Origin of the sequence: Mycobacterium sp. E2462 (genome assembly GCF_001672685.1) — a bacterium.
Taxonomy (GTDB): Bacteria; Actinomycetota; Actinomycetes; order Mycobacteriales; family Mycobacteriaceae; genus Mycobacterium.
On sequence record NZ_LZKC01000236.1, the window covers coordinates 1 to 4,591 of the forward strand.

Genomic DNA, 4,591 nt, shown 5'->3' on the forward strand with positions numbered 1-4,591 from the left:
ACACGCCGGCGATCACCACGACGACCAGCAGCGCCAGCGACACCCGGATGACGAAGCGGCGGCGCCGGCGGCTGGCCTCCGCGCGCCGGGCGGCGCGGCTCTTGCGCCGCGTCGGCTTGGCGGGCTCGGTCTCGGAGCGCTGGTCGCGCGCGCTGTCAACCATCGCCGGCCTCCCCCGGGCCGGTGCGGGCGGCGCGGCGCTGGTCGAGCCAGCTCTGCAGGATCGCCACGGCCGCCGCCTGGTCGATTACCGCCCGCTGTTCTTTGGCCCGCACACCCGCCGACCGCAGCGACCGCTGCGCGCTGACCGTCGTCAGCCGCTCGTCGGCGAGGCGCACCGGGGTGGGCGCCACCCGCTCGGCCAGGGCCTCGGCCAACTCGATCGCGTCCAGCGCCGACTTACCGGTGCGGTCGGCCAGCGTCCGGGGCAAGCCGACGACCACCTCGACCGCCTCGAACTCGGCGACCAGCGCGGCCAGCCGCCGCAGGTGTTTTCCGGTGCGCTCGCGGCGCACGGTCTCCACCGGGGTGGCCAGGATGCCGTCGGGGTCGCTGCTGGCCACGCCGATGCGGACGGTGCCGACGTCGATCCCGAGCCGCCGGCCGCGCCCGGGATCCTCGCTCGGGCCGCCGGGCCGGTCGGGCAGGCGGTGCTGTGCCGGGCCCACTCAGCCGGCCCGCGCTATCACGGCGATCTCGTTGCGGACCGCGTCGAGCGCTGCGTCGATGCCGGCCGGATTCTTGCCGGAGCCCTGCGCCAGGTCGGGCTTGCCGCCGCCGCGACCCTCGACGGCGGCGGCGAGGTGCTTGATCAGGTCGTTGGCGCTGATGCCCAGGTCCTGAGCCGCGGGATTGGCGGCGATCGCGTACGGGACGGCGCCGCCCTCGCCCTCGGCGATCAGGGCGACCACCGCGGGGTCGCTGCCCAGCTTGCCGCGGATGTCGCCGACCAGGGAGCGCAGGTCGCCCGCCGTCACACCCGCGGACATCCGTTGCGCCACCACGCGAACGTTACCGACCTGCTGCGCGCCGGCGGCCGCGTTGGTCGCCGCGGCGCGGGCGCCGGCCAGCCGGGCGCGTTCGAGTTCCTTCTCGGCGGCCTTGAGCCGCTCGACGAGGCCGGCCACCCGGGCGGGCACCTCTTCCGAGGGCACCTTCAACGACGACGCGAGCCCGGCCATCAGCGCGCGCTCCTTGGCCAGGTGGCGGAACGAGTCCAGGCCGACGTAAGCCTCGACGCGGCGCACCCCGGAGCCGACGGACGACTCGCCGAGGATGGTCACCGGGCCGATCTGGGCGGAGTTGTGCACGTGCGTCCCGCCGCACAGCTCGATCGAGAAGGGGCCGCCGATCTCGACCACCCGCACCTCGTCGGGGTAGGCCTCGCCGAACAGCGCCATGGCGCCCATGGCCTTGGCCTTCTCGAGGTTCTCGGTGAAGGTGTGCACCTCGAAGTCGGCCTGCACGGCCTCGTTGGTCACCTCTTCGATCTGGGTGCGCTGCTCGTCGGACAGCGGCCCCTGCCAGTTGAAGTCGAACCGCAGGTAGCCGGGGCGGTTCAGCGAACCCGCTTGAACGGCGTTGGGCCCCAACACTTGCCGTAGCGCGGCGTGCACCATGTGGGTGCCGGAGTGCCCCTGGGTGGCGCCCTTGCGCCAGCCGGGGTCCACCGCGGCGACCACGGTGTCGCCCTCGACGAACTCACCGGACTCCACGTTGACCCGGTGCACCCACAGGGTTTTGGCGATCTTCTGGACGTCGGTGACGGCCGCGCGGGCGCTCTCGCCGGTGCCGGTCCCGCTGATGGTGCCCGCGTCGGCGATCTGCCCGCCGGACTCGGCGTAGAGCGGGGTGCGGTCCAGGACGATCTCGACGCGCTCGGCCCCCTCGTGCGTGACCACCGGCACCCGCTTGCCGTCGACGAAGATGCCCAAGATCTTTGCCTCGGAGGTCAGTTCGTCGAAACCGGTGAACTCGGTGGGCCCGGCGTCGACCAGCTCGCGGTACGCGGTCAGGTCGGCGTGGGCGTGCTTGCGGGCGGCCGCGTCGGCCTTGGCCCGGCGCCGCTGTTCGGCCATCAGCTCGCGGAACCCCGCCTCGTCGACGGCCAGGCCTGCCTCGGCGGCCATCTCCAGCGTCAGCTCGATCGGAAACCCGTAGGTATCGTGCAGCGTGAACGCGTCGGAGCCCGAAATGTGTTGCGCTCCGGACGCTTTGGTGGAGTCGGCCACGTCGTCGAACAGCTTGGACCCCGACGCGAGCGTCCGGTTGAACGCGGTCTCCTCGGCCACCGCGATGCGGCGGATCCGGTCGAAGTCGGCGACCAGCTCCGGGTACGACGGACCCATCGCGTCACGCACGGTGGCCATCAACTCGCCCACGATCGGGCCGTCGATGTCGAGCAACTTCGCCGAGCGGATCACCCGCCGCAGCAGCCGCCGCAGCACGTAGCCGCGCCCGTCGTTGCCGGGCGTGACGCCGTCGCCGATGAGGATGGCCGCGGTGCGGCTGTGGTCGGCGATCACCCGGTAACGCACGTCGTCGGCGTGATTACCGGCGTCATAGGGGCGCGCGGCCGCCGCGGCCACCGTGTCGATCACCGGCCGCAGCAGGTCGGTCTCGTAGACGTTGTGCACGCCCTGGAGGATGAACGCCACCCGCTCGACGCCCATGCCCGTGTCGATGTTCTTGCGCGGCAACGGCCCCAGGATCTCGAAGTCCTCCTTCGAGGTGCCCTCGCCGCGCTCGTTCTGCATGAACACGAGGTTCCAGATCTCGATGTAGCGGTCCTCGTTGACCGCCGGGCCGCCCTCTTGCCCGAATTCCGGCCCGCGGTCGTAGTAGATCTCCGACGACGGCCCGCACGGGCCGGGGATGCCCATCGACCAGTAGTTGTCGGCCATGCCGCGGCGCTGGATCCGCTCGTCGGGCAGGCCGGCCACCTCGCGCCACAGCTGAGCGGCCTCGTCATCGTCGAGATACACTGTCGCCCAGAGTCGTTCGGGATCGAACCCGTATCCGCCGGCGTCGACGCCCGCGGTCAGCAGGCCCCACGCCAGTTCGATCGCGCCGCGCTTGAAGTAGTCGCCGAACGAGAAGTTGCCGGCCATCTGGAAGAAGGTGTTGTGCCGGGTGGTGATGCCCACCTCGTCGATGTCCGGGGTGCGGATGCACTTTTGGATGCTCGTGGCGGTCGCGTAGGGCGGGGTGCGCGCGCCCAGGAAGTACGGGACGAACTGGACCATGCCCGCGTTGACGAACAGCAGGTTGGGGTCATCGAGGATCACCGATGCGCTGGGCACCTCGGTGTGGCCCGCCTTCACGAAATGATCAAGAAACCTCTTCCTGATCTCGTGTGTCTGCACTTCTAGCCCGCTTCTTCCCTCTTACTCACATCACCGTCCGTCGACGCATTTCGACCGCTCACAGTACCTGGCGCTGACCGCCCGGCCGCTAACCCTCCAGGAAGCTCAACCGAACCGAGCGCTGCGGGTTGTCCCGATTCAAGTCCACCAGGACGATGCTCTGCCAGGTGCCCAGCATCGGCTCCCCCGCCGACACGGGCACGGTGACCGACGGCGCCACCAGCGCCGGCATCACGTGGTCGGCGCCGTGGCCCGGCGACCCGTGCGAATGCCGGTAGCGGTCGTCGCGCGGCAGCAACCGTTCCAGCGTGTCGAGCAGGTCGTCGTCGGAGCCGGCGCCGGTCTCGATGATGGCCACGCCCGCCGTCGCGTGCGGGACGAAGACGTTGCACAGGCCGTCACCGCGCGACCAGCAGAACCCGCGCACCGCGTCGGTCAGATCGACGATGCGGCGCCGTGTCGTGTCCACGTCCAGCACATCGGTATGCATCCCGACCAGCCTACGGCGCCGGCCCGGGGCCCGCGAAGGACCGGCCCGCGGCGTGACCGCGGCCACAAAAAGTGATTGCGGCCGGTGGCGGGCAGGAGGAAGGTGATCGGTGGGACCGGTGACGCCACCGGGGCGCGTCGCTGCAAGCCCCTGACCAGGAGGCCGATCATGTACGCACGCTCTACCACCATCGCGGCCCAGCCTCTGGCGGTCGACATCGGCATCGCGCACGTGCGCGACGTCGTCATGCCCGCCTGCCAGCAGATCGAGGGGTACGTGGGCCTCTCGTTGCTGGTCGACCGCCAGTCCGGCACCTGCATCGCCACCAGCTCCTGGGAGTCGGTGGACGCGATGCGGGCCGCCGCGCCGCGGGTCGCGCCGATCCGGGACCGCGCGGCGCTGATGTTCGACGGCAGCGCCCGGATCGAGGAATGGGAGATCGCCCTGCTGCACCGCGACCACCCGTCCCGCGAGGGCGCCTGCGTGCGCGCCACCTGGCTCAAGGTGGTGCCCGACCAGCTGCACCGCTCGGTGGCCTTCTACCGGTCCGCGGTGCTGCCCGAGCTGGAGGAGCTCGACGGGTTCTGCAGCGCCAGCCTGCTGGTCGACCACCCGGCCGGCCGCCGGGCGGTGTCGTGCTCGACGTTCGACTCGATGGAGGCGCTGGCCCGCAACCGCGACCGGGCCAGCGAGCTGCGCAGCAAGCGGGTCCGCGACCTGGGCGCCGAGGTGATCG

General features: G+C 71.5%; 4 protein-coding genes. 1 reads left to right on the top strand and 3 read right to left on the bottom strand.

Annotation, left to right across the window (positions count from 1 at the left end):
* Positions 1-155 precede the first annotated feature (155 nt).
* The 3 genes from ruvX to A5714_RS11720 all read right to left on the bottom strand — a co-directional run bounded on the left by ruvX (position 156) and on the right by A5714_RS11720 (position 3,843).
* Entirely contained in the window at positions 156-668 is a 513-nt protein-coding gene (ruvX, locus tag A5714_RS11710; RefSeq protein ID WP_068069141.1) for a Holliday junction resolvase RuvX, read from the bottom strand.
* Complete coding sequence (gene alaS, locus A5714_RS11715; protein WP_068285360.1) at positions 669-3,365, bottom strand: alanine--tRNA ligase; 2,697 nt, start codon at positions 3,363-3,365, stop codon at positions 669-671.
* A gap of 88 nt (positions 3,366-3,453) precedes the next feature.
* Positions 3,454-3,843 (bottom strand): secondary thiamine-phosphate synthase enzyme YjbQ, encoded by a 390-nt coding sequence (locus A5714_RS11720; RefSeq protein WP_197502803.1) that lies wholly within the window; start codon positions 3,841-3,843, stop codon positions 3,454-3,456.
* Between the two features lie 180 nt (positions 3,844-4,023).
* Here A5714_RS11720 and A5714_RS11725 point away from each other — a divergent pair.
* Positions 4,024-4,591, top strand: a 568-nt coding sequence (locus A5714_RS11725; RefSeq protein ID WP_068285362.1) for a hypothetical protein, incomplete at its 3' end; no start/stop codon positions are given.